Genomic DNA, 19,740 nt, shown 5'->3' with positions numbered 1-19,740 from the left:
CCAGATGACCTTCAGTCCTCGCACGACGTCCGCGGCGGCAGGGCAACGGCCGGCGTTCCCGTGGCTGCTGCTCGCGCTGTCCGCCGTATGCGCCGTGATCGGCTGGCCTCTGCTGTCGTCCCCTTTCACCTCCCCGTCCTCCACGCCGACGGCACCTGCGCCTCGGGCCACCAGCAGTGCGGTGGCTGCGGCGCCGAGCACAGACGAGGTCGCCACGCGGCACACGCCGGCGGCGCCGCGCTCCTCCCCCTCTGCGCCCGGGCCGCGCTCCTCGCCAACACCGTCGCCCGCGGGCGAATTGCCGCCGCGGGGCGAGGGCAGGGCCGGGGACCGGGCCATTCAGCAGCTGCTCGAGCGGTCTTGGCCTGCCGACCTGCCCGCCGCGCAGACCGCACAGCTCCTCACGACGGCGTCCCGGGTGCTGCGCGCGGACGTGACGGGACGGGGCCAAGCGGCGTTCCCGACCGCGTTTCCCGCCGCTGTGCACGGCGACGCCGTCGCCCCGGCGTTCACCCGGTTCCGTATCCAGGCCGCGATCGCCCGCCACGATCCCATCCGGCCGCATCGGGCGGTCGTGCATCTGGTGTGGGCGGCGGCCGACCGCGGCGGCACCTACACCGACGGCCGCCTGGCCGACATCCCCTTCACCCGCCCCACCAAAGAGAGCACCGCATGGACACCTCTTCCTCCCACCGCCTCATGACGCCGCAGGCACTGCCCGGCTTCGCCGATGCCGCCTTCGCCCTGGGCCAGGCCGCATGGTGGCTCGTCGCGCACTGGTTCGTGCCCCTGCTCCTCGCCGTGACGGGGTGGCTCGTCTGGGAGTTGATCAGTGCACGGCTGGCCGCGCGGGCCTCGATGCAGCGGTGCGTGCTCAGGGTGACGCCCGCGCCGTACTTCGACCCGGACGAGGAACGCGTCCTGCGCCAGGGGCTGAAGCTGCTGCAGGCCGCGAACGCCCTGCCGTGGTGGGCCCCCAAACGCTCGCGGGCGGTACGGATCCGGCTGCGCTCGGACCAGACGCACCCGCTCTCCTACCAGATGGAAGGACCGGCGGGCGCGGAGAAGTTCCTGCGGGTGAGCGGGTTCGGCAACGCCGTGGCCCTAAGCGTTCTGTCGTCCGATGACGCCGAGCGTGACCGCGGTGACGGCGAACAGGGCGGCGATCAGCGGGAGTTCGAGGTGCGCGGCGAGATGGTTCTGCGCGGCAATCCAGCCTCCTACCTGCGCGAGGTGCCCCTGGACCCGGATCCGCTGCAGCCGATCGTGGACGCCGTGGCCTCGCTGAAGAGTGATCTGGGCGATCTGGTGGAGGTCACCATCGATCTGCAGCCCGCGCCGCGCACGGCGGTGCGCGTGAAGCGGTGGCAGATGATGCAAAGGGCCCGCGGAGAGGAGCATGCTGAGGCCCGGGCCGCCTCACGGTGGATGCGCCAGGACGTGGCCGCAGCCGCCGATTCGCTGCGCACCCTCGCCCAGGGCCGCAACCAGGCCGCGGCCCCGCTGGTGGTGCCGCACGCGCGCCGTGTCGACAAGGACAAGGCGCTGGGCAAGCTGGCCGACGACACCGCGCTGGCCCGGGTACAGATCCTGATCCGCTGCGCCTCCAACCGCGAGGGCCGCGCACGGGCCCTGCTCTCCCAGGTGCAGGGCGGCTTCACCGTGTTCTCGCACGAGGCGCGGCTCGCGCCGCGCGGGCTGCGGTTGTTCGCCTGGTGGTGGGGGCCCGATCAGTGGCCGTGGCGGCGCAGCTGGCAGCGGCGTTGGGAGACGGGGCAGTGCCGGCCCTCCGGGGCGAACCTCGCCCGGCTGACCGAGCTGACGGGGCTGCTCAAGCCGCCGACCCGGCACTGTCAACTCCCGCTGCTGCCTGCCCAGTTGCCCACGTTCGAGCACGGCAATCCCGGTCTGCTGCTGCAGGGCGTCCTGGTGGAGGGCGATGGGACGCGGCGGCTGGTGGCCACGCACGCCGCAGAGACGCTGTTCGAGACCGGTCTCGGCAAGTCCGGCGCCGGGAAGACCGAACGCGCCGTGGCCCAGGCGATCGCGGTCGCGCACGCCGGGGGCGGGCTGCTCTACGTCGACCCGCACGGCGACTCCTGGCACCGTGCCTCCCCCTACCTCGCCCACCCCATGATCATGGGCCGGGTGCAGGTCGTCGACCTCAAACCGGCCGACGGCACCCGGCCGGTCGCCGCGTGGAATCTGCTCGACATGAGTCACGGGCAGCCGCGCCACGAGGTCACCGACGCCGTCGTCGACGGCCTGGCCGCCGGCATGAAGTGGGACGACTCCAACACGCCGCGCGGCATCACCATCCTCACCAACTGCGTGCAGGTGCTGACCGCCCTGAACGCCAAGGCCTGTGCCGCGGGACAGCCCGAGGCCCAGGCCACGGTGTTCCACATCAGCGCCCTGCTGACCGACCCCAATTTCCGCACCGCCGCGCTTCAGGTCGTTCGCGCCGACCTCGGAGCAGAGGCGATCACCTGGTGGGACACGATCTTCCCGACGCTCTCCTATGAGGCGTTCGGCATCGTCCTCAACCCGCTGACCCGGCTGTCACAAAACCCCGTCTACCACGCCTTCCTCGGCCAGGCGCAGGGTCGCCTCAACTTGCGTCAGGCCATGGACACCCGGCGCATTGTGTGGATCTGCACCGCGGGCAACGGGCCCAACGACCGGCTCGTCTCCAGCCTGATCGCCCACGAACTGCTGCGTGCCGGACGCTCGCGGCGCGACACGGCGCCCGGGGACCGCATCGACTTCCGCGGCTACCTCGACGAGCTGATCACCATCGCGGGCAGCGCCCCCGAGTCCGTGGCCTCCATGTTCGAAGACCTCCGCAAGTCCAAGGTCCACATCCACGGCATGTCCCAGTCCCTGACCCGCCTGCCCCAGGCCGTCCGCGAAGCGCTGCTGCAGAACTCCTCCACCCTGGCCACCACCACCGGCACCCGCCGGGTCATCAAGGTCATGACCGAGGAGTGGGGCGAGCGCCCCAGCGAAGACCAGGTCATCGCCCTGCCCCTGTACGAGCACTACGCCTCATTCACCGTCGGCGGCCAACGGGTCGGCCCGGTACGCATCTCCGGCGTGCACCTCGATGACGACTTCCACGACCTCGCCCGCCCCACCCAGGTCAAGACCCTCCACGCCCGAGCCCACCGGGCGGCCGGCGGACGGCCGCTGCCCGAGGCCGCGGCCAGCGCCGCCGCCCAACTCAACGCCGTACGCGCCCTGGTGGCCTCGCTCACTCCGCACGCCACCGTCGACATGACCAAGGGATACCAGTCGTGACCACTACCCCCAAGGCCACCTCGTTCATCCCCGCCACCGCTGAGGGCCTCCCTCACCAGATCCTCGGCATGATCGCCCAGCACCGCATGGTCACCGTGAATCTGCTGCACCAGGTCCTGCTGCCCGGGCAGCGCCGCGAGCACATCTCCCGCGCCCTGGCCCGACTGCGCCGCGAGGGCGTCGCCGACTCCATCGTGCTGCCCGCCTCGCACGGCACCCGCGCCTGGCACCTCACCGAGACGGGAGCCGACATCACCCGCCACCTGCCCCAGCTCCAGGACCGGCCGCCCTATCCGATGACCTCGACCAGCGCCGCCTCCCTGCGCACCGCGCACACCCTCACGGTGGTACGGGCCCATGCCGCGTTCGCCACCACCGCCCGCGCCCGAGGCGACGAGCACGGCCCCTGGGACTGGATCCCCGAGGTCGCTCACAACGTCGGCGACGGCGAACGCCTCATCGCCGACGCCCTCCTCTACTACACCCACCACACCCCTGGCGGGCAGCGCACGAAGCTTCGGGCGTTCGTGGAGGTCGACCGGGCCACCATGAGCAGCGAGCGGCTGGCCGCGAAACTCATCGACTACGCCCGCCTGTTCATCTACGAACCCCAGATCGTCGGCGCCGCCCGCCGCTCCCGCACCGACGCGCTCGGCGGACCGGCGTGGCTGCGCTGGTACCCCGCTTTCCCGCGTGTCCTGTTCATCCTCACCGGCGCCGGGCCCACCGCGCTCGGCCACCGCATCGAGGACCTCGCCACGATGGTCCGCGAGCACCCCACCGTCGCGGCCATGGCCCGGACCATCCCGATCGGGGCCGCCGTCCTCGAGGACATCGAGACGCTCGGCGTCGACGCTCCGGTCTGGCACTGCCTGCGCACCCGCGGCGCGCAGCGGCCCTGGACCGACCTGTGACCGGCCACAGGCACGTACTCGTACTCGGAGCGCGGGACCAGCCGCATCGGGGCGATCGCCACGGCGATGCGGCGCACGCCGGGATTCGGCGGCGCGAAGGAGACCTGCACGGTCGCCCCAGCGGCCGGCCGGTAGACCGGATTCGGCGCGGTCCACGCGCCTGCCACCACGTCCTCCCACCTGAGCGATCATCACCTGAACGTGTGCATCTGCACTCTCACCTCAATCTCCAGCTGGTCAAGGCGAGTTCTGCGGGGGTGCAGACCTCACATCACCATGCCCGCACAGTCCGTAATGGTGCGTTCCGGACATGGCCAACGCTTTTCACCAGGCCGCAACCCTCCACCTGCGCCCTGACCTGGACGGACACGTGAGGAGCGGACAGCGAACCTGGACGGTTCAACTACCGGAACGATATAGCCCGTTGACAGAGAGTGGCCTAATGTACGTGTCAGCGAGGAACCGGAACCGCCTCATCACAAAGATGTGTGTATGGGTACAGATGGAGCGGTTGCGGCAGATCAGACTTCGTGAGGCGACGGAGTCACCAGGGCGACGTACCCGACCGCACCACCTACTCGCGAAGCCGCAGATCGCCTCACGCCGACGGGGAGAGCGCATGACACGAGCAGCACGGCACCCGGCATATTCCGGCCTTCGCAAGCGAAAAAGCGGCCGCTCAATCGGCGTCGCGCTGAGCTCCGCGGTGCTCGCCGCATCGCTGCTCACCGCGTGCTCCGGCAGCGAGAACAAGGGCCCCGAGGCGACCCTCGATCCCAAGGATCCGAGCACGTCGGCCTCGAGCACGGACAACGCCACGCCGAGCCCCAGCCAGACCGACCCCCATGCCGGCGACAAAGCGGCCGCCCTCGATGCGTACGGGCGCATGTGGGCGGAGCAGGCCAAGGCCTACGCCAAGGGGTCAACGAGCGGGACGGAGTTCGACACGTACGCCGTCGCGCTCGCCAAGACCAGCATCACTAACGATCTCGCGGACCTGCGGTCGAAGGGCATCGTGACCAAGGGCGCTCCCACCCACTCCGCAAAGATCACGGAGTTCAAGCCCCGTGGCACGAAAGCGGCTTCGGCGAAGGTCAAGGACTGCCTCGACACCACGCACTGGAAGTACTTGTACGCCAAGACCGGCAAGCCGGTGCCGATGCCGAGCACGCGGCTGCCGCGCTACTACATGACCGCTCAGGCCGAGGTTTGGGGGAAGTCGTGGAAGATCATCGAGATCAAGCTGTCGCAAGACCCCTGCTGACCATCGTCCTGGGTGCGGTCGTCTTAGCAGGCCTCGGCGTCGTTCCCGCGCACGCCGGAGCGCCCACGGGCGGCAAGTGCAGCCAGGGCGGCCTGTTCGTGCAGTGCAACGCCGACACCGATCCCGCTGGCGGCAGCACGTCATCGGACAGCAGTGCAGCCCGGCACAGCAAGGCAAAAGGCAAGGGCAGCGCGCCCAAGTGCACCGTGACGAGGATGGACCCGCAGCCGCCGCCGGGCACGATGTTCTACCCGGGCGAGGGGAAGGTCGCGTACGAGCGGACCTGCCCCGGCGGCACCACCACCCACTTCGCGGCGCCTCCCGGACAAGCCGGCCCCACCGTTGACCCTGCAGAGGTCGCGCTCCAGGCCGTGAGCAAGATGAAACTGACCGGACCGGCGATCGCGAGCCCGCGGGCAAACGCGAAGTACGTGGTGGGTGCGCCGATGTGGCTGTGGGTGACGCCGAGCGCGACGACGTTCGGCCCGAACTCGACGTCGGTGACGGCGGGCGGTGTCACGGTGACCGCGACAGCCGAGGTCTCCAAGATCGTGTGGTCGATGGGGGACGGCGAGAAGGTCGTGTGCAACGGGCCCGGAACGCCGTTCAAGAACACGAGCAAGGGCATCGAGTCGCCGGACTGCGGTCACGTCTACCAGGAGCCCTCCACGCAGGAGCCCGGGACGAAGTACCACCTGAGCGCCGTCTCGTACTGGGATGTGACGTGGCAGGCGAACACGGGCGAGCAGGGACAGATTCCGACTACGCGTGAGACCGATGTGGCGTTCACCGTGGGTGAGTTGCAGGCCGTGGGCGACTGATGGCTCCGCGGGTTCTCGTAGGAGAAAGGCACACGTGAGGTGAGCAGGACGGATGTGCCCGCCCAGGCGGCGGCGCCGCAGGCCCAGGTGGTGGCACCAAGAGCGGGTGCACAGGCGCGGTGGCAGGTGCGGCGGCGCCGGCCGGGCATGCTCGCGGCCGCGGTGGCGTGTATCGCCGTGTGCGTGGCGGGCAACTGGTGGTACTGGACGCAGAACGGGGAGCGTCAGCAGGTCCTGGAGCTGGCCCGTGACGTACCGGCCGGACATGTGATCAAGGACAGGGATCTGCAGGCGGCCTCGGTGGCGCTGGATCCATCGATGAAGGTGGTCGGCGTCCAGCAGCGCGGCGAGGTGGTCGGCATGCGGGCGGTGTCCACACTGCGTGCGGGCGCGTTGCTGCACCCGCAGGAAGTCACCCGCAGGTCCCTGGTGAAGGCCGGGGAGCAGAAGGTCCGGATCGCGCTGAAGTCGGGCCAGATGCCACAGCTGAAACCGGCGGACACGGTGCAGGTCGTGTTCACCGGGGACGTCGCGTCGTCGTCCGGCGCCGCCAAGAGCGAAGACCCGAGCAATCCGCAGACCGTCACCGTCCGCGTGGTGTGGGTCGGTGCGGCGCCGGAATCCTCCGGCGAGCAGGTCGTGGATGTGGCCGTGGACAAGGCGCAGGGCCCGAAGCTGGCGGCCCAGGCCGCAGCCGGCGACGTGGCGCTGGCGGTGAACGGGGCGGGGGGCTGATGGCGGTCATCGCGTTGGCCGGTCTGCCCGGGGCACCCGGCGTGACGACAACGGGGCTCGCCCTGCTGCAGAGCTGGCCGCTGGAGGGCGACCGGCGCACGCTCCTGGCCGAGTGCGATCCCGACGGCGGCGCGGTGCTGGCCGGAGCCCTGCAGAGCAGCCTGCGGGCGGACATCGGGCTGCAGAACCTGGCCGTGTCCCGGCGGGGTGAACAGCCGCTGCCGCAGGCGTTCTGGACCCAGCTGGTGCGCCTGGGTGACGACAACGGGGCAGCCAGCGAGCGGCACGTGCTGCTGCCCGGGCTGCCCGACCCGTCCCTGGCAGCGGCGTTGAAGCCGGAGTGGCCGGCGCTGGCCGACCTGTTCGTCGGGATCGACCGGATGCCCAACCATCCGCATGACGTGCTGATCGACCTCGGCCGCAGCGGCATCTACGGGCCCACCCGGGTCCTGGCGCAGCGCGCCGATCTGGTGCTGCTGGTGATGCGCGGCACGCTTCGCGGCCTGCACGCCGCGAAGTCGCGGATCCCCATGGTGCACGCCGCGCTGGAGGAGGGGCACGGCGGGCCGAGCCCGTCGCTGGGCATTCTTCTGATCACGGAGGGGTCGTACGGCAAGCGGGAGGTCGAGAGCGAGCTGGAGACCCGGGTGATCGCCACGCTGCCCTACCGGCCCGAGGAGGCGGCCGTGTTGTCCGACGGGGCGCCCGAGCCGAGGAAGTTCGCCAAGTCCGCGCTGATGAAAGCCGCGCGGGAGGCGTGCCCGCCGCTGCGTCAGCTGGTGCTGATGCGGCGCTCGCGTCTGACCTCGCCGATGCAGCAGCGGCTCTCGGAGGTGCGTCGTGCGCGCTGAACCCGCCTACAACGGGCCGCCTGCGCGGCGGCGGCCCGCCGTGCCGCTCCAGTCGCCGGCCGCGGCCGCCCACCCGAGTCCTCACGGGCAGTTCGGCCCGCCGCCCGAACTACCCGGCCCGAGCGCCTTCCAGGAGCAGCGGACTGGGATCTTCCGTCCGGCGCGCAGCATCAAGAAGGTCGTCCTGGAGCAGCTGCGCAAGGAGGGCGAGCACCGGACGGCGCCGCTGTCGCAGGAGGCGAAGGAGCAGCGGGGCCGCTCGCTGATCAACGAGCAGGTGGCGATCTGGGCGGACGGGCACGGCGTGGCCGTCGGCGGATTGGTCGATCCCGCGCTCGAGCGGGAGTTGGCCTCGCTCGCCTTCGACATGTGTTTCCGTGCCGGGCGGCTGCAGCGCTACCTTGATGACGAGCAGGTCGAGGACATCTGGATCGAGGGCTTTGAGCGGGTCTTCCTCAAGTACGCCGGCCGGCCCAAGGCCGTGCAGGTGGAACGGGTCGCCGACTCGGAGGCCGAACTGCACGAGCTGGTGCGGGACTTGATCTCTGCGTCGGGGCACAACCGGCAGTTCTCCACGCACTCTCCGCAGGTCGAGCTGGAGATGCGGGACGGGTCGCGGCTGCAGGCGATGGGCCCGGAGATCACTGACGGGCGCACCCACGTGACGATCCGCCGCCACCGCTACCTGGATGCGTCCCTGCCCAAGCTGGTGCAGCTGGGCACGGTGACGCAGGAGGCCGCGGACGTGCTGGCGGCCGCGGTCCGTGGCCGCTTCAACGTCATGGTGTCCGGGGAGGCCGCGGCCGGGAAGACGACGTTCCTGCGGGCGCTGCTCAAGGAGATCGACCGCGAGGAGCGGTTCGGCACCGCGGAGACCACGTTCGAGTCGCTGACCAGCCCCGCTTTCCACCCGCATGTGGTGCCGATGCAGGAGCGGTTCACCAACGGCGAGCGCGGCAGCGGCGGCCGGGCGGCGGGCGAGATCACGCTCACCGACCTGATCAAGGCGGCCAAGCGGATGTCGCTGACGCGCACGATCGTCGGCGAGGTCCGCGGCGCGGAGATCACCGCGATGATGGACGTGATGACCAGTGAACGGCGCGGCAACATGTGCACCATTCACGCCGCCGACCCGTCCGCGGTCTTCGACCGGGTCGCCGAGCTGTATCTGCGCGCGCAGGAGAACTTCTCCGAGCGCCTGGCCTACCGGCAGATCGCCAACGGGGTCCACTTCATTGCCCACTTGTCGGTCGACGACCACGGTGTACGGCGCCTGACCCACATCTGGGAGGTCACCGGTGTCACGCCGGACGGGCGGCCCGGCCACAACGAGATCTTCGGTCCGTCCGACGGCTTCACCGGGCCCGCGGTGCCCAGAGACCGGATGAGCGCGCCGCGGATGCGGCAGCTCACCGCCGCCGGCCTGTCCGCCGATCTCCTGTCGGCGCAGGCCGTGTCCTACCTCTACGGAGGGCCCGCATGATCACGTCCGTGTGGTGGATCGTCACCGGCGCCCTGGGCGGGATCGGCGTCGTACTGGCGGTGGCGGGGCTGGTGGGGACCACCGAGCCGAAGAAGCCGCTGCCCTGGCGCGGCGAACGCGGCACGATGGCCCGCCAGTTCGCCGCGCAGCGCCGCGTGCTCCTCGCCGTCGCGGGCGTGGCCCTGCTGGTGGTGTGGCTGCTGACCGGGGTGGTGATGGCCGGGGTGATCGTCGCCTCGGTGATCGTCGGCGGGCCGTGGCTGCTGTCCGGGCAGGCGGTGAACAAGACGCAGATCGCCCGGCGCGAGGCGCTGGCCGACTGGGCGCAGCGCCTGTCGGAGATGGTGCGGTTGGGCAATGCCCTGGAGCGCTGTCTGATCGCCTCCCGCAAGCACGCCCCGCTGGCGCTCGCGGGCGAGGTCACCGATCTGTCCGACAAGATCCAGGCCGGGTGGCCGGCGCACGAGGCGCTCGCCGACTTCGCCCGCGCGCTGGACGACGTGACCGGCGACAAGGTGTGCGCTGCGCTGATCATGGCGGCGCAGGATCCGGGCCCGGGCCTGGCCCAGGCCATGGAGGACCTGGCGGCCTCGGTGCGCGAGGAGGTCAAGATGCGCCGCGATATCGAGGCCAAGCGGCAGAGCGTGCGCACGACGGTGCGGGGGCTGACCATCGTCGCCCTGGTGCTGGTCGGCCTCGGCTTCACCGTCCCCTCCTACACCGGCGTCTACGCCGGAGCCCTGGGCCAGCTCGTCCTCGCCCTGCTCACCGGCGGCTTCGTCGCCACCCTGGTGTGGGGCCGCAGCTACGCCACCCGCGGGCGCAGTGCCCGGGTCCTGGTGCCCGACCGTAAGAGCCCTGTGCGGGTGGCGTCCCGTCCCGAGAGTGACGAGGACGGGTTCGCTGCGGCAGAGCCGGTGTGGGGGACCTCATGAACGCACTCGGCATCGTGATCGTCTCTGCCGCGCTCGGCGGTGGCGGACTGGCCCTATTGGTCAATGAACTGCTGCCGGCCGCACCCAAGTTGGGCCCGGCGCTCGCCCGCCTCAACCCTCCCCCGGCCCCGCCGCAGGCGGCCGTGCAGCCCGCCTCCACCGTGCAGGTGCGGGCGCAGGCCCAGCTCGGGCAGTGGCTGCTGCGCAAGGTTCCGCTCACATTGCCGCGGCGCGACCTGGACCTGCTGGGCCACAGCGCCGAGGAGTTCTTGTTCAACAAGACGGTGCTGGTGGTGGTGGGCCTGTTCGCTCCGTCGGTGTTCGTGGCCGCCTGGGTGCTGCTGGGCATCAGTGTGCCGCTGTACGCGCCTGCGGTCGTCGGCCTGATCCTCGCCGTGGTGTGCTGGTTCGTCCCCGACCTGATGCTGCGCCGGGACGCGGGCAAGGCGCGCGCCGAGGCCGCCCACGGCATCGCCGTCTACCTCGAGCTGGTCGCGCTGCGCCTGGCGGCCGGCATCGCCATCGAAGCCGCTCTGGAACAGGCCGCGTTCGCGGGCCGCGGCTGGGTGTTCCTGCGCCTGCAGGACGCCCTGATGGCCTCCCGCGTCGAGCGCACCGCCCAGTGGGAAGCCCTGCGCCACCTGGGCTCCCGCCTCGAACTCGGCGTGCTCGCCGACATTGCCGACTTCGCCCGGATGTCCTCCGAGGAAGGCGCCTCCGTCTACGAACCGGTGCGCCACCGCGCGCAGAGCCTGCGCAGCGAGCAGCTCTCCGCGGAAGCGGCCGGGGCGAATGCCGACACCGAGAAGATGCACGGCCCGATCGGGGTGATGTGCGTCCTGGTGCTGGCCGCGATGGCCTTTCCCGCCCTGATCAACGCGTTCAACCTGTCGACCTGAATCCGAGTCTGGAGAGCACCATGTCCGACGTGTTCTTGAAGGCGAGCATGCGCCTCGCCCACTTCCCCGCCGCGCTCTCGCGCCGCCTGAGCGAGGCCCGCCGCCAGATCCGCGAGGAAGGCGAGCGGGGCGACAACCCGATCGTGACCGTCATCTTGTGGGTGGCCGGGATCGGGATCGCGATCACGATCGTGGCGGCGCTGGTCGCGCTCGGCAACCGGGCGTCCACGAAGGTCGACAACGTCGACCTCGGAGACTGAGCCGGCGACTGATGAGAAACCTGCGGGACGACAGGGGATCGTCCCCCATCCAGGCCGCCATCATCTTCCCGGCCGTGATCCTCATCTGCTTTCTGCTGATCCAGGGCGTGCTGTGGGCCTACGCCCGCAACATCGCCTACACCGCGGCCCGTTCCGGGGTGATGGCCGGCCGCACCTACGACGCATCTCCGGCCGACGGGCAGGCGCGCGCCCAACAAGCGCTGGATGATCTGGCGGGCAACGTGCTGCGCGACTCCGCCATCAGCACCGCCGGCAGCAGTAACCAGACGATGCGTGTACATGTCAGCGGGCGGGCCCTGACCATGTTGCCTGGCTTCCATCTGACGGTGAATGCCACGGTCACCGGTCCCATCGAGCGGTTCACCGTTCAGGGGGCCAAGTGACCTCGTTCGGCAGGGGCGTTATCCCACGCCTTCGCGCCAGATCGCGGGACGAGCGGGGGAACACGGCGATCGAAGCGGCGATCACCGTCCCGGTCCTGATCATGCTGGTGCTGCTGTTCGTCGCAGGTGCCCGCCTGTCGCTGGCCGGACAGAAGACCGACGCGGCCGCCGAGGCCGCCGCCCGGGCCGCGTCCCTGGAGCGCACCCCCGGACAAGGTCAGGACGCGGCCCAACGCGCCGCGCGGCAGGCCCTGTCGGGCGAGCAGCAGGCCTGCACCAGCGTGGCAGTGCGCGCCGACACCGCGGGGCTGGCGGTGCCGGTCGGCACGGTGTCGGCGGTCACCGTGACCGTGGAGTGCCGGGTCCCGGTCGGTGATCTGATGCTGTTCGGCGGCGGGGGCCCTGGCGTCCGTACCGTGACCAGTACGTTCACGTCCGTTGTCGACGCGTTCCGGAGCCGCACGTGAACCACCTCCCACATCTCACACACGCGATGTCGCGTCTTCGCAGCCGACTCGCCCGTCGTCTGCGGACGTTGCCGTGGGACGACCGGGGCGGGATCAGCCTGCTCATCGCCATCATCACCGGGCCGCTCATCCTGGTCTCCGGGCTGTTGACAGTGGATGCGTTCGGCAGTCTGCGCTCGCGTGAGAACGCCGATGCGGTAGCGATCGAGGCCGCCCGCGCCGCGCAGCAAGCCGTCGACCTGAACTCACTCATCCCCGCCCACGGCGTCAAGGTCGATCCGGTGGCGGCGACGGCGGCCGCCAACGGCTATCTGGCGCGGACCGACGCCCAGGGCACCGTCCGCATCACGGACGGCGGACGCCGTATCACCGTGACCGTGACGGGCAGCTACCACGCCAAGTTCTGGCCCCACACGTTCCACCACCAGGTCTCCAGCAGCGCCCGGCTGTTGTTCGGCACCACGCACCCAGAGGACGGCGAGATTCGATGACCCGCTCCCCCGCTCCCCGCGCCCCGAGGCGGCGCCCGACCGTCGGCCGACTGGCGCGGGCCCTGGGCGCCCTCGCGGTGCTCGCGGTGCTGGTGCTCCTCGTGCCGTACGTGTTGTGGCAGGCCACCCGCAGCGTCGCCCCGGACGGTCTCGACGCATTGCAACACGTCTTCACCCGGCAGGACATCAGCGCCGCCGTACTGATCGTCTGCATCATCGGCTGGGCGGCCTGGGCCGCCTTCCTGCTCTCCGTGCTGCTGGAGATCCCCGCGCAGCTGCGCGGGAGGACGACTCCCCGCCTTCCCGGGCTCCAGATCAGCCAGCGCGCGGCCGCCTCCCTGGTCGGTGCGCTCCTCGTCCTCGCCCCGACCGGCACCGCGCTGGCCGCGGCCGCGCCCTCCGCCCAAGCCGCCCCGGGCGCCCCGACCACGACGGCGAGTGCCGCCCAACGCCCCGGGCAGACACAGCAGTCGGCGCCGCACACGGCACCGGCAGCCACGCCGGCCGACGCTGAGCGTACGGCGCGGGACACCTACACGGTGCGCGATACGCGGCCGGCGGAGAGCCTGTGGTCGATCGCGGAGCACCTCTACGGCGACGGCGAGGCGTACACGCACCTCGCCCACGCCAACGAGGGCAAGACCATGGCCGACGGGCGTACCTTCCACGCGAATGCGCCGATCCAGCCCGGCTGGATTCTGCACCTTCCCCCGCACATGGCCCGGATCGACCTGCCCCACCCGGCAACCGGCGAGCAGCTGCAGCCACAAACCGGCGCGCAGCATCAGGCGGTGGGCGCGCACACGGTGCGCGGCGGCGAGACCATTAGCGAGATCGCCCAGGTAGAGACGGGCGATGCCGCGAACTGGCCGCGCCTGTACGAGGCCAGCCGCGGCCGGCAGCCCTCCGGTCTGCCGCGGATCACCGACCCGGATCTGATCCATCCCGGTCAGCAGGTCACCATCCCGGCCGCCGCCACCCCGCACGATCCCCCCGCCGCATCCCACGACCGGGACAAGCCGGCGACGCCGCGCACCCCCGGCGATCTTGACGACGACCGGGACCAACCGGGCTCCGGCCACGACGCCGAGCCGTCCAGTCCGGCGAGTGGTGGGCAGCAGACAGCGTCACCGGCACCGTCCGCCTCCACGGCCACTGGCTCCCCGTCGTCGACCGCACGCTCCCCGCGCCCCTCGCCGACCCGCGAAGGCGGCGCTGCCGCCTCTCCCAGCAGGTCCGCGCGGCCGCTGCCCTCCGCCGGCGTCCCGTCGGCCACGCCTTCCGCGTCCGCGTCCGTACCCGGGCAGACCGCCTCCCCTACCGCTGCGCCGTCTGCCTCGGCGCCACTGCGGGAAACGTCGTCGCCCGTGTCGCTCGCGAGAGCGGTGCAGGCGTTCGCGGTCCTGGCCGGGGCTCTGACCGCCGCTCTCGCCGCCCGGCGGCTGTGGCAGTGGCGCGCGCGGCGCCCCGGGCAGAGCGTGCCGGAGAGTGAACCTGCTGCGGTGGAGGAGGAGTTGGAGGAGATCGCGCACGACGGCGCGGCGGGCGTGCGCCGTCTGCACGTCGCCCTGCACGCTCTGGCCGCAGCCGCAGCCGCAGAGGCCGAGGGAGCCGAGTTGCCGGCGCTGCGGGCCGGGCGGATCACCGTGGGCAGCGTCCAGGTCCTGCCCGACGACGTCACCGCACCGCCCCGGGCGCCGTTCACCTCGGCCAAGGCGGGCTGGTGGGACCTGCCCGACAGCACCGAACTGCCCGCCCTCGCCGTCGAAGCGGCGTCCCCGTATCCGGCGCTGGTCACTCTCGGCGCCTCCCGCAGCGGGGACCTGCTGTTGGCGAACCTGCCCGCCTGGGAGGTCCTCCTCGTCGACGGCTCCCCCACCAGCCGCCAAGAGGTGATGGCCGCGCTCGCCACCGAGCTGGCCATCGGCGAGCACGCCGACCACCTTGAGGTCATCACCTGCGCGATGGGCTCCCTAGGCGCGGACCTGCAGGCGCTCGGCGTGCAGTACCTGCCCGATCCCCGCCTGGCTGCGAGCGAGCTCGCCGAACGGGTTTTGGAAGCCCACCAGAACCCCGACGACCGGGGCGCGCCGTATCTGGTCATGTGCGCGGGCGACGTCGACGACGACACCTGTCGGCAGTTCGCCCAGATCCTGGAACAGGCCCGCCACCTGACCCCGTGCATCCTGGTCCTGCCCGCCACCGCCGACACAGTCTTTCCCGATGCCGAAATCATCGACGCCGAGACGCACGATCCGCAGCGCGTCGATGCGCTCGGCACCGACCTCACGCTCCAACGCCTGAACGCCGCCACACTCACCGAACTGGCCCGCGCCTTTCGGCACGCCCGCCGCCCCGCCCAGGACGCGACCGGAGTATGGGAACACGTGCCACCCGAGCCGATCACCGCACCCCACCCCACCCTTGAGACCTCCTCCGTGCGGCCAGCCCCACACCCGGCACCGGACAACAGCGACGCCCCGGACGGCGACCGCACAAGCCACACGACCCCCGCCACCGTGACAAGCGCCGGGGGCGATGCGGACTCGGGCCAACCGGTGGTGTTCCAGGCGTTCTTGGAGGCCGGAACCGACCCCGCCCAGATGCCGCTGCACGCGGTCCCCCAGGCCGCGTCGGTCAAGGAAGAACCTGCGGGCGCACCGGAGGGCCGGCGCTTCCTGATCCCGCCGGTGCACGCGCTGCGCAAAGCCGAGCGGCCCGCTCCGGTGCCCCTGAACGACGACGACCTCGCTCTGGCCGAGGCCGGCGCCCGCAACACCGCGCCCCGGCTGCGGATGCTGGGCACGGTGACGATGGACCATGTCCCCTCCGGCTCACTCTCGCCCCGGCTCACCGAGCTCGCCGCGCACCTGCTCCTCAAGCCCGGCAGTAGCGCGGAGCGGCTGTGCGAAGACCTCGGCGAGAGCGAACCCTGGTCTACCAAGACCCTTGGCACCCGCTTTCGTGAACTGCGCACCGAACTGGGCACCGACCCCGACGGCACCCTGTATGTGCCCCAGCGCAACGGCAAGTCCGCCCCGTACGCGCTCGCCGGCACCGTGCGCTGCGACTGGCATGACTTCGAGCGCCTGGCCGCACTCGGCCTCACCCGCGAGGAAGACGGCCTGCGCCACCTCGAGCGGGCGCTCGGCCTGGTCAACGGCATGCCACTGGGCGAGCATCCCGCCTCATGGATGACCGGGCTGCGCACCACGATGCAAACGAAGATCACGTCGGTGGCGCACACCGTCGCCTCCTACCGCCTCACCGACGGCCCGCACCAGGACTTCCCCAGCGCCCGGGAAGCGTGCACGATCGGCTTGAGCGTCGACGCGTACTGCGAATGGCTGCACCGCGACCTGATGCGTACCGAGGCCGCGGCCGGCAACCACAACGGCCTCCACAAAGCGATCGCGTACTGGCACGACGCCACCCGCCACCTGCCCGCCGCGCACATCGACCGGAAAACCCAGGCCCTGATCGACGAACTCCTCAACGCGTCCTGATGGCGGCGGGGTTCAGGACGCGGCAAGCTCGCGGACGGCACAGACGAGAAGTCCCTGCGCCGCCACCTCGTTCACAACCGGCGGCCGCTCCCGCCACCGCTGCACCGCCACGGCAACCATCGCCAGGACCAACTGCGCCTGCCGCAAAATCTCCGAACCAAGCGCGGCCATCTCACCATCCTCGTCGCGGCCGGTGACCACGATCGTGCCGTGCAACGGGTAGAGCGCCGTACCCCGCCATGCACTCGCCAACGTCCACGCCCCCAGGTTCAACGACCGCTCGCTCACAGCCACGTCGTAGGCGTGCAGCAGAGCCTGGGGTGGAACACGGCCTGGTTGACCGCTCCCCGACGACCGCCCGGATCTGCCCGACCTCCGCACCCTGATCCGCAGGCAGGTCGATCACGGTGGCGGTGAGATCGGTGTCGATGCGCAGTGCAGTGGTCATGCGGAGTCCTCCCCCGAATACAGCAGCCTCGCTCAACTCCCTGCTGCACGGCTTGTCGATCACGGTAGTGCGATCTGCGCAGCAGGAGCGGCGGCCTCGTGAACCCAAGACTGCCGCGACTGCGCAGTCCGCGCAGTGGATCAATTGGACAGTGCCTCGTGCCCGGCCTTGTTCCGGCGGCGCCGCAGAAGACAGCAGGTCACGGCACTGCACCAGATGCGCAGTGCTGGTTCACGCCGCAGCATCATGCTCCTGCTGCACGGCGTTTCCGCCGCTAAGCCCGCCGGAGTATCCCGAAGTGCACACACTCCCCTCTCCCCTGACGTACTGGCAGGTCACATCGCTCTACTCGGCGACGGAGCGGTGGACGGTGCGCAGCGCTTCGAAGCGGCACTCGACCCCCGCCGCAAGGTGCTCCGCTCGCTTCAGGTCATCGAAGGTGACCGGCCTCTCCCCGCCTTGACCACCGTCGGCGGAGAGCGCTCCTGTGCTCCCTTCCATCCCAGCGGAGCGGGCCACACGGAACCAGGCACTTGGCATGCAGCTTGCTCTGGCTGCCGCGTGTGAGGTCAGGTCAGCGTGAGGGTGTCGGCGGTGTTCACAGCCCCATGTCGAGCGCGAGGCACGGGTAGTACTTCCATGGGCCCTCGGGGATGTACGCCACGCCGATGGGCCCCTGGTCGGTCTCCACTTCCTCGGTCCTGTCCTCGAATCGGACGCGCTCGGGAAGCACTCCGAAACGCGTGTGGCGGGACGCGTCGGTGAGTCGCTCGTTCATGGCAGTCTCCCCTTCATGGGTCGTGACCGGGACAGGTGTCATCGCGCCCCTCGCGCTCACGGCACCGCCATCGTGGAGAACACCCAGATCGAGAACGCCGCCCGCGCCCCGCAGCCGACCTTCGTCCTGGAGCATGGCGCCTTCGACGACGGCTCCAGCTGGAACGGTGTCATCGCCGATCTGCGGAGGCCGGGCTACCCGGTCGGTGCCGCGGCGAACCCGCTGCGCACCGTCCTCGGCCAGGCCGCGATTACGGCCGCCGCGCAGCGGCCCGTCCCCTAACGAGCTCGTGCACGGTAGGCGGTGAGACGTCGAGCCTGGATGGTTGATCATGGTCGGGTGGTGGGGAACTCGACGCGCGCGGTGATCATCGGCAATCGGCGGATCACGGGGCTGACTGCCGGAGTGATTGCTGAACTCGTCGAGGAGATCGGACCGTTGTGGCATGAGCGTCATCAGGCGAGGCTTGCCGCTCGCCCGCGGCAGAGGGCTGTGGGCGCAGGCGCGAAGTACCGGCTGGTGTTCGTCGACCGGCTGCTGGCCACGCTGGTCCATCTTCGTCACGGGGTCACCCATGATGTGCTGGCCTGCTGGTTCGGAGCGGACCGTTCCACCGTCACCCGGGCCATCGGTGAGGTGCGGCCCCTGCTCGCCGAGCGGGGCTGCACCGTCAGCCCCGACGTGCGGCTGCGGTCTCTCGCTGAGGTTGTCGACCATCTCGGCGCGAGCGGGGCGACCGGCATCGTCGACGGCACCGAGATCCGGGTCCGCCGGCCCGCTGCCGGACGCAAGGACCGCGACAAGTTCATCTCCGGCAAGAACAAGCAGAACGCCGTCAAGTCCATGGTGGTCACGGACGGCGAAGGCCGCGTGCTGTGGTGCAGCCCGGCCCGTCCCGCAAGCTGCGCGGACATCACCCATGCCCGCCAGTTAGGGCTGGTCAACCTCTTGGCCGACGGGCCTGCAGTCGAGATCCTGGCTGATGCCGGCTACCAGGGACTGGGCGCCCAGACCGGTGGCCGGGTGGTGACACCACCGCACCGCAAGTTCAAGAAGAACGCCCCGGACTGGTACGAAGAGATGCACGAGCGCCAGCGCAAGGCGCACTCATCACGACGTATCCGTGTCGAGCACGGCATCGCCCATCTGAAGAACTGGCGGGCCCTGGCCCGCCACCTCGGCCGCCGCGAGCACATGAGCGACACCGTCCAAGCCATCGCCGGCCTGCTGTCCCACCAGCAGACCGCGGACCTGAACCCGACATGGCAGATGTGAAGCTGGGTCGCACCGAAGTTCGCGACGTCTCACCGCCTACCGTGCACGAGCTCGTAAAGCGTGTTGCACAAGGCCGTGAACTGGGCATATCCGGTGTATGGCTGGGGTGTTGAGGGCTGAACGGGTGTGGGTGGAGACGTTCACGGGGCTGTCGATGGAGCAGTTCGGGCGGCTGCTGAGGGTGGTCCGTGACCGAGGCGGCAACGGCACGCTGCGGGGCCGTCCGTGGTGTCTGCCGCTGGCCGAACGGGTCTTGATCGTGGCCGTGTACTACCGCACCAACCTGACCATGCGGCAGCTCGGGCCGCTGTTCGGGACCTCTTCCTCGACCGTGTGCCGGGTGATCCAGAAGCTCGGCCCGCTGCTCGCGCTGGAGCCGGTGGCCCGTCCGGCCGACGCGGCGGACCGGTTGTGGATCGTGGACGGCACCCTCATCCCGGTCCGCGACCGGCACGTCGGCTCCTCCTCACGCAACTACCGGTTCTCCGCAAACGTGCAGGTCATTGTGGATGCCGACACCCGTCTCGTGATCGCCGCGGCCCGGCCGGTGCCGGGCACCACCGCGGACGCGCACGCCTGGCGGGCCTCCGGCCTGGCCCAGCACTGCCAGGGCGTGACCATGCTGGCCGACGGTGCCTACCTCAACTGCGGGATGGTCACCCCGCACCGCAAACGCCCCCGACGCGAGCTGCTGGCGGGCGAGGAGGCCGACAACGCCGCCCATCGCACGGTGCGGGCCCGGGTGGAGCATGTGATCGGCCGGATGAAGAACTACAAGATCCTCCGCGACTGCCGGCAGCACGGCGACGGCCTTCACCACGCCGTCCAAGCCGTCGCCCAGATGCACAACCTCGCCCTCGCCTCATGACCAGAGGACTGCCCTCACTAACCCTGACCTGCCCGAACACC

Annotated in this window: 20 protein-coding genes; 18 read left to right on the top strand and 2 right to left on the bottom strand. The window is 70.8% G+C overall.

The window, feature by feature from the left end; translation table 11 throughout:
• Positions 1 to 4 precede the first annotated feature (4 nt).
• The 15 genes from V2W30_RS41145 to V2W30_RS41075 all read left to right on the top strand — a co-directional run bounded on the left by V2W30_RS41145 (position 5) and on the right by V2W30_RS41075 (position 16,330).
• Entirely contained in the window at positions 5 to 703 is a 699-nt protein-coding gene (locus V2W30_RS41145; RefSeq protein WP_338704407.1) for a hypothetical protein, read from the top strand.
• Positions 673 to 3,300 carry an ATP/GTP-binding protein gene (locus V2W30_RS41140; protein WP_338704321.1) on the top strand — a complete coding sequence of 876 codons (2,628 nt, stop codon included), beginning with the start codon at positions 673 to 675 and terminating at the stop codon, positions 3,298 to 3,300. The genes V2W30_RS41145 and V2W30_RS41140 overlap by 31 nt, the downstream gene beginning before the upstream one ends.
• Complete coding sequence (locus tag V2W30_RS41135; RefSeq protein ID WP_338704320.1) at positions 3,297 to 4,214, top strand: replication-relaxation family protein; 918 nt, start codon at positions 3,297 to 3,299, stop codon at positions 4,212 to 4,214. The genes V2W30_RS41140 and V2W30_RS41135 overlap by 4 nt, the downstream gene beginning before the upstream one ends.
• Before the next feature lie 619 nt (positions 4,215 to 4,833).
• A complete protein-coding gene (locus tag V2W30_RS41130) occupies positions 4,834 to 5,478 on the top strand; it encodes a hypothetical protein (protein ID WP_338704319.1) in 645 nt (214 codons plus the stop codon).
• Positions 5,436 to 6,299, top strand: a complete 864-nt coding sequence (locus tag V2W30_RS41125) for an ATP/GTP-binding protein (RefSeq protein ID WP_338704317.1) — start codon at positions 5,436 to 5,438, stop codon at positions 6,297 to 6,299. Before V2W30_RS41130 ends, V2W30_RS41125 begins: the two co-directional genes overlap by 43 nt.
• A 39-nt stretch (positions 6,300 to 6,338) precedes the next feature.
• Positions 6,339 to 7,034 (top strand): SAF domain-containing protein, encoded by a 696-nt coding sequence (locus V2W30_RS41120; RefSeq protein ID WP_338704316.1) that lies wholly within the window; start codon positions 6,339 to 6,341, stop codon positions 7,032 to 7,034.
• The gene (locus V2W30_RS41115; protein ID WP_338704315.1) at positions 7,034 to 7,885 is read left to right on the top strand and encodes a hypothetical protein; all 852 of its coding nucleotides are present in this window, start codon (positions 7,034 to 7,036) and stop codon (positions 7,883 to 7,885) included. The genes V2W30_RS41120 and V2W30_RS41115 overlap by 1 nt, the downstream gene beginning before the upstream one ends.
• Complete coding sequence (locus V2W30_RS41110; RefSeq protein ID WP_338704314.1) at positions 7,875 to 9,368, top strand: CpaF/VirB11 family protein; 1,494 nt, start codon at positions 7,875 to 7,877, stop codon at positions 9,366 to 9,368. Before V2W30_RS41115 ends, V2W30_RS41110 begins: the two co-directional genes overlap by 11 nt.
• Positions 9,365 to 10,303, top strand: coding sequence for a type II secretion system F family protein (locus V2W30_RS41105; RefSeq protein ID WP_338704313.1), 939 nt, complete (start codon positions 9,365 to 9,367; stop codon positions 10,301 to 10,303). The genes V2W30_RS41110 and V2W30_RS41105 overlap by 4 nt, the downstream gene beginning before the upstream one ends.
• Positions 10,300 to 11,202, top strand: coding sequence for a hypothetical protein (locus V2W30_RS41100; RefSeq protein WP_338704312.1), 903 nt, complete (start codon positions 10,300 to 10,302; stop codon positions 11,200 to 11,202). The genes V2W30_RS41105 and V2W30_RS41100 overlap by 4 nt, the downstream gene beginning before the upstream one ends.
• Before the next feature lie 20 nt (positions 11,203 to 11,222).
• A complete protein-coding gene (locus V2W30_RS41095; RefSeq protein ID WP_338704311.1) occupies positions 11,223 to 11,462 on the top strand; it encodes a hypothetical protein in 240 nt (79 codons plus the stop codon).
• A gap of 11 nt (positions 11,463 to 11,473) precedes the next feature.
• Entirely contained in the window at positions 11,474 to 11,866 is a 393-nt protein-coding gene (locus V2W30_RS41090) for a TadE family protein (RefSeq protein ID WP_338704309.1), read from the top strand.
• Positions 11,863 to 12,333, top strand: coding sequence for a TadE/TadG family type IV pilus assembly protein (locus V2W30_RS41085; RefSeq protein WP_338704307.1), 471 nt, complete (start codon positions 11,863 to 11,865; stop codon positions 12,331 to 12,333). Before V2W30_RS41090 ends, V2W30_RS41085 begins: the two co-directional genes overlap by 4 nt.
• 68 nt (positions 12,334 to 12,401) lie before the next feature.
• Entirely contained in the window at positions 12,402 to 12,824 is a 423-nt protein-coding gene (locus tag V2W30_RS41080) for a hypothetical protein (protein ID WP_338704306.1), read from the top strand.
• On the top strand, positions 12,821 to 16,330 hold the full coding sequence (locus V2W30_RS41075; RefSeq protein ID WP_338704305.1) for a hypothetical protein: 3,510 nt from the start codon (positions 12,821 to 12,823) through the stop codon (positions 16,328 to 16,330). The genes V2W30_RS41080 and V2W30_RS41075 overlap by 4 nt, the downstream gene beginning before the upstream one ends.
• 12 nt (positions 16,331 to 16,342) lie before the next feature.
• On the opposite strand, the gene V2W30_RS41070 is transcribed toward V2W30_RS41075, so the two are convergent.
• Both V2W30_RS41070 and V2W30_RS41065 read right to left on the bottom strand, forming a co-directional pair.
• Positions 16,343 to 16,618, bottom strand: coding sequence for a hypothetical protein (locus V2W30_RS41070; RefSeq protein ID WP_338704304.1), 276 nt, complete (start codon positions 16,616 to 16,618; stop codon positions 16,343 to 16,345).
• A gap of 758 nt (positions 16,619 to 17,376) precedes the next feature.
• Complete coding sequence (locus tag V2W30_RS41065; protein ID WP_338704303.1) at positions 17,377 to 17,556, bottom strand: hypothetical protein; 180 nt, start codon at positions 17,554 to 17,556, stop codon at positions 17,377 to 17,379.
• A gap of 72 nt (positions 17,557 to 17,628) precedes the next feature.
• Between V2W30_RS41065 and V2W30_RS41060 the strand changes: the two genes are divergently transcribed.
• The 3 genes from V2W30_RS41060 (at position 17,629) to V2W30_RS41050 (ending at position 19,699) form a co-directional block, all read left to right on the top strand.
• Positions 17,629 to 17,838 carry a hypothetical protein gene (locus V2W30_RS41060; RefSeq protein ID WP_425244737.1) on the top strand — a complete coding sequence of 70 codons (210 nt, stop codon included), beginning with the start codon at positions 17,629 to 17,631 and terminating at the stop codon, positions 17,836 to 17,838.
• Between the two features lie 57 nt (positions 17,839 to 17,895).
• Complete coding sequence (locus tag V2W30_RS41055; RefSeq protein ID WP_338693548.1) at positions 17,896 to 18,831, top strand: transposase family protein; 936 nt, start codon at positions 17,896 to 17,898, stop codon at positions 18,829 to 18,831.
• A 97-nt stretch (positions 18,832 to 18,928) separates the two neighbouring features.
• A complete protein-coding gene (locus V2W30_RS41050; protein WP_338693547.1) occupies positions 18,929 to 19,699 on the top strand; it encodes a transposase family protein in 771 nt (256 codons plus the stop codon).
• The last annotated feature ends 41 nt before the right edge of the window (positions 19,700 to 19,740 follow it).

This window comes from Streptomyces sp. Q6 (assembly GCF_036967205.1).
GTDB classification, from domain to species: domain Bacteria; phylum Actinomycetota; class Actinomycetes; order Streptomycetales; family Streptomycetaceae; genus Streptomyces; species Streptomyces citrinus.
This window is presented reverse-complemented; position numbering and strand designations above follow the sequence as displayed.